A 3947-nucleotide genomic window follows, 5' to 3' on the forward strand; every position below is an offset into this window, starting at 1 on the left:
ATGATAAAGTTAGACTCGATAATGCAAAGTTCCCCTACGTAGAGTTTGGCCGCTCTTCTGATGAAACCTTAGCTAAGTTCTACGAGAACCTCTACGCCTTTGTCTATACAAGTTACTTTGAGAGCTTCGGCCTGCCTCCACTTGGGGCCATGGCCTGCGGCACGCCGGTAGTTATTATCAAGAACCTGGAGTCTCTCTCCTACGCTAGGCATGGGTATAACAGCCTGATAATTGAGGAGAGGAGCCCCGAGTCAGTGGCGGCCGCAGTCTCACAGCTCCTTGATAACCCAACTTTTGCTGATGAGCTCTACCTTAACGCCAGGAGAACCGCAGCCAGCTTCAGGTTTGATGACTTCATGAGGAGGTTTAAGGCGTGCGTAGGCCTCCCTTAACAGGTCCTTATTCAATTGTAGGCTAGGTCAAACGATCTTAGTAACTATATTGATCAATTTGTCAGCGTACGCATTAAGCGAGAACCGCTGTGCGATATTTTTCATCAGGCTTGCCTTCTCATAATCCCAGGACTCAACGGCCCTTTCAACCTTATCTATGGCATCATCAACGTTGTTGAACATGAACTCCTCAGGTGCATAGTCTAATTGCCCCCCAACCCTCCTGACGACAGGCAGGGCTCCGGCAGCCATGCCCTCAACAACTGCTATTCCGAAGCCCTCCACGAACATGTTAGCATTGAAGTAGGTCCGTGACGTCTGAAGGTACACCTTCTTAGTCGGCTCATCTACGTTTGGGATAACCTTGACGTTGCGCGGGAGCTTTGAAAGCTCCGTAAGTGAGTTAGCGTTTTTGACAGAGCCCATAACGACGAACTCATAGTCAAGGGAAGAGGCAACCTCCTTAATTACCTTAAGCATGTAGTCATCCAGCCTGTGGACAGTCACTACCCTTCTAGGCCTTGGCACGTTAGACCAGTCGCTGTATCTCTCCACGTGAACAGGAGGATGAAGAACCTTAACGTTAGTGATCCCCCAGAAGTGCCTGGCTTCGGCCATCGTGAAAGTGGAGTTCACCAGGAAAAGCCTGTCATTCTCCCTCATCTTTTCAAGGAACCTGCTTCTGACCTCCCACTGAGGGAGGAGCTTTAACCTAGCCTTAGCGCTGCTCCTGAAGCCGTAGTCTATGTTGAACTGGTGAAAGTAGATTATATCGGCGTCCACTGGCTGCACGTCGCCGTGGAAGTTAAACCTTAGCTCACACCCATTGGGAAAGGCCTGGACTGCGTCCATTATTATGTTAGCCGTGGAGGTTGGCATGAACCTTCTTAGAGCTACCCGCGCGCTCCCTATGGTCAGAAGCCTCCTTAAGAACCAGTCGCCCATTTGTCTTGTGACCAGCGTCACATGAAAGCCGCTCTTCAATAATGGCTCAACGGTATCAAGGGCCATTAGCTGGATGCCGCCCAGTGTCTCAGTGTCGTCTAACAGCAGGCAAACGTTCACAACACTGTCACCTATAAGACTGGGGCCTTAACTTTAATTTATTTATACCTAGGCTTTAACAAGCTAACAGGAAATTTAAAAGCTTTTGGTGATTGAAGTGGCACCTCTAAGGCTCTGCCTCTACGGCACGGTGCTGAACTCTGCTGAAACTGTTGAGGACTCAATAAAGAGCGTCTACAGGCCTGACGCCGAGATAGTAGTTGTTGACGGAGGCTCAAGAGATGGCACCTATGAGAAGCTCCTGGAGATAGTCAAGGATTACAACCTAAGAGTGTACCGCCTGCCAGGCTCCTCACGTGGAAAGGGCAGGGACTACGCGCTTAAAATGTGCCCAGAAGGCTCGTACGCCGCCTACTTTGACCTTGATGACGAATACAACAGGAACTTCCATGCGGCCTACGAGTGGGGGGTTGCCACTGGAAGCCCAAGGCCGTTGCACTATCTCGTAAGGAGAGACTACGCGATTGACAGAGAAGGCTGGAGGGACCTCAACATTGCAGAGGACTTGGAGTTCTTCACAAGAATAAGCTTTGACTTTCATGTGCCAGCGCTGTTCAGAAGGCCTTTATCATCAAGACCATATGGAGAGCACCTGCTGGGCGATGCCAGGCGTTACGTGAGAGAAACCCTTAGCGCGGTCTCTAGATCTGTAAGAAACGTCGTCGACTTAAATAGAGGTAACGGGCTTAAATATAGCGAGTTCACGTCGATTTCTTACATAAGGCGGAGGCCTTACCTTCTCGTCGCGACCCCCATAATTTACGCGACAGCCCATACGAAGGGTATATATCGGTATGACCCTCTGCTCAACAACTATGACTTAATGTTTAAGTATATGGTTAACGGGCTCGTGGATCCGGTTAAGGAGGTTGGAGCCAACAGTAGCCATGTGGTATTCTCTATACTTATCTCAACTGCCAACAGGCTAGGATTTAACTGGGTCGTCACAAATGTCGAGTCGACTAACATTAAACCCTACATCTGTTGCCAGGGGGCTCAAAGGTGTTGGTAGGCATAATTTCCAGCGAAGTTTTGGCGTCCCTAGGCTTTACTGACTGCGTCAAGGTGGAGATGCCATGACCAGGATTTCCGTTGTCGTCGTCACGCTCTGCAGGTCTGAGCTTAGGGGTTACCTCTCATCACTTAAACTGTAGAGGGGGCAGCCTGACGAGGTGCTTATAGTTTACGCGTGTGAAACGGCAAGGCTGAGGACTCTCATATTGATGACACAAGGCTAGTTGAAAGGATGATGTGGCTTCTGAAGGTAAACAGGTTGCTCAGCCGCGAGGCTGGAGAGCTCCCGGAAGGGTGTAAGTGTAACGACTATGAATTCTTTGCAACCTACGATAGGTTGGAGGCCCTGTATCTTCCAACGCGGCTTGCCAGGGGTCTCTCGCAAAGCTTAGTGTTGCGGCCCTCCGAGCTTCTCGGGTTTCTTCGCTGTGGCCTGGTTAACTCGGCACTGTTGCGGAAAAGGAGCGCTGCTTCGTTAGTTAAGCACGAAGTACTGTCACTGATGTACACGACGCTCCCCTACATGTTTACCTTCATAGACGGGGTAGCCCCTCGCGGCTCCGATACCCCCTTACGCCTCAGGAAGGCGCTTGAGGCAGTAAGGGTAAGGCTCAGGGGTGAGGCTTAGGCTTGCCTCGTGTTATCTTTAATTTAAATAGCGAGTTCTATTAATCTATATAATCTATATCTATAGGTGTTAGTATTACTAAACCTTGGGCAGCTTATAGGCTATTAGGCTAGTAAGCTATAACCGGTCAGATACTTAATATAATGACATAATAAACATAAGGCGTAGCTTATCTAAGGGTTCCTGTCTTATTAAGCTTGCGAGACCAAAGCTTTAGCTTGTTAAGTTGTGGTAATTTAAAGTAAGGGCAAGTTGAACTAGAAGAGTTGTCAAAGTTATGTTCAAATGAACTGTTAGAATTTTTTAGAATTTTAAAGCTACTTAATTATATAGGCCAAAGCGCAATAAAGTCTAAAGTCATTAAGGAGATAGTAGTATAATCTTTTAATGGTATCAACTTAAGGGAGTTATATGCTAAACTTATTTGAGCTGAAAAGCTGTATTTAGTAACAGAGCGATGGAAGGAAATACAAAGAGTCACATTACATTTTATTCATAATAAGTCTCACGACATTATAACTTCATCGGCTTAAGCCAGGCGGTAAAGCATGTTCAATAGGTGAACTACTCGGTCCTTGTGAGTCAGTAAGGATTCTATGTTGAGGTCATTTTAATGAATCAATGGCTTTAGGTAAGGCTACTGATGAGGAAACCCACCAGTTTACGCATCTCTTCCTCATTAGCGCGGGATCTCTGTAGAGCCTCCCTTCTATTTTCAAGTCCCCACTTCAGCAGTGAATCAGCGTGATCATGTAGATAAGTAAGTTTTACTAAAAGGTCTCTAAGGTCTATATAGGTGAACTCGTGAAATAGGGCTCGCCCCTTAAATCAAAATCTGAGCCCAACAC

Annotated in this window: 4 protein-coding genes; 3 read left to right on the forward strand and 1 reads right to left on the reverse strand. The window is 47.4% G+C overall.

Features of this window, described 5'->3' with window-relative positions; genetic code table 11:
* On the forward strand, positions 1 to 392 hold a 392-nt coding region (locus ACP5H1_RS08070; protein ID WP_427973907.1), incomplete at its 5' end, for a glycosyltransferase.
* A 27-nt stretch (positions 393 to 419) separates the two neighbouring features.
* Here ACP5H1_RS08070 and ACP5H1_RS08075 read toward each other — a convergent pair.
* A complete protein-coding gene (locus ACP5H1_RS08075; RefSeq protein ID WP_427973910.1) occupies positions 420 to 1457 on the reverse strand; it encodes a glycosyltransferase in 1038 nt (345 codons plus the stop codon).
* 88 nt (positions 1458 to 1545) lie between these two features.
* Between ACP5H1_RS08075 and ACP5H1_RS08080 the strand changes: the two genes are divergently transcribed.
* Both ACP5H1_RS08080 and ACP5H1_RS08085 read left to right on the forward strand, forming a co-directional pair.
* Positions 1546 to 2469 (forward strand): glycosyltransferase, encoded by a 924-nt coding sequence (locus tag ACP5H1_RS08080; RefSeq protein WP_427973913.1) that lies wholly within the window; start codon positions 1546 to 1548, stop codon positions 2467 to 2469.
* 261 nt (positions 2470 to 2730) lie between these two features.
* A complete protein-coding gene (locus tag ACP5H1_RS08085; protein WP_427973915.1) occupies positions 2731 to 3099 on the forward strand; it encodes a hypothetical protein in 369 nt (122 codons plus the stop codon).
* Positions 3100 to 3947: the final 848 nt, after the last annotated feature.

This window comes from Acidilobus sp., assembly GCF_049973875.1.
In the GTDB taxonomy this organism is placed as follows: Archaea; Thermoproteota; Thermoprotei_A; order Sulfolobales; family Acidilobaceae; genus Acidilobus.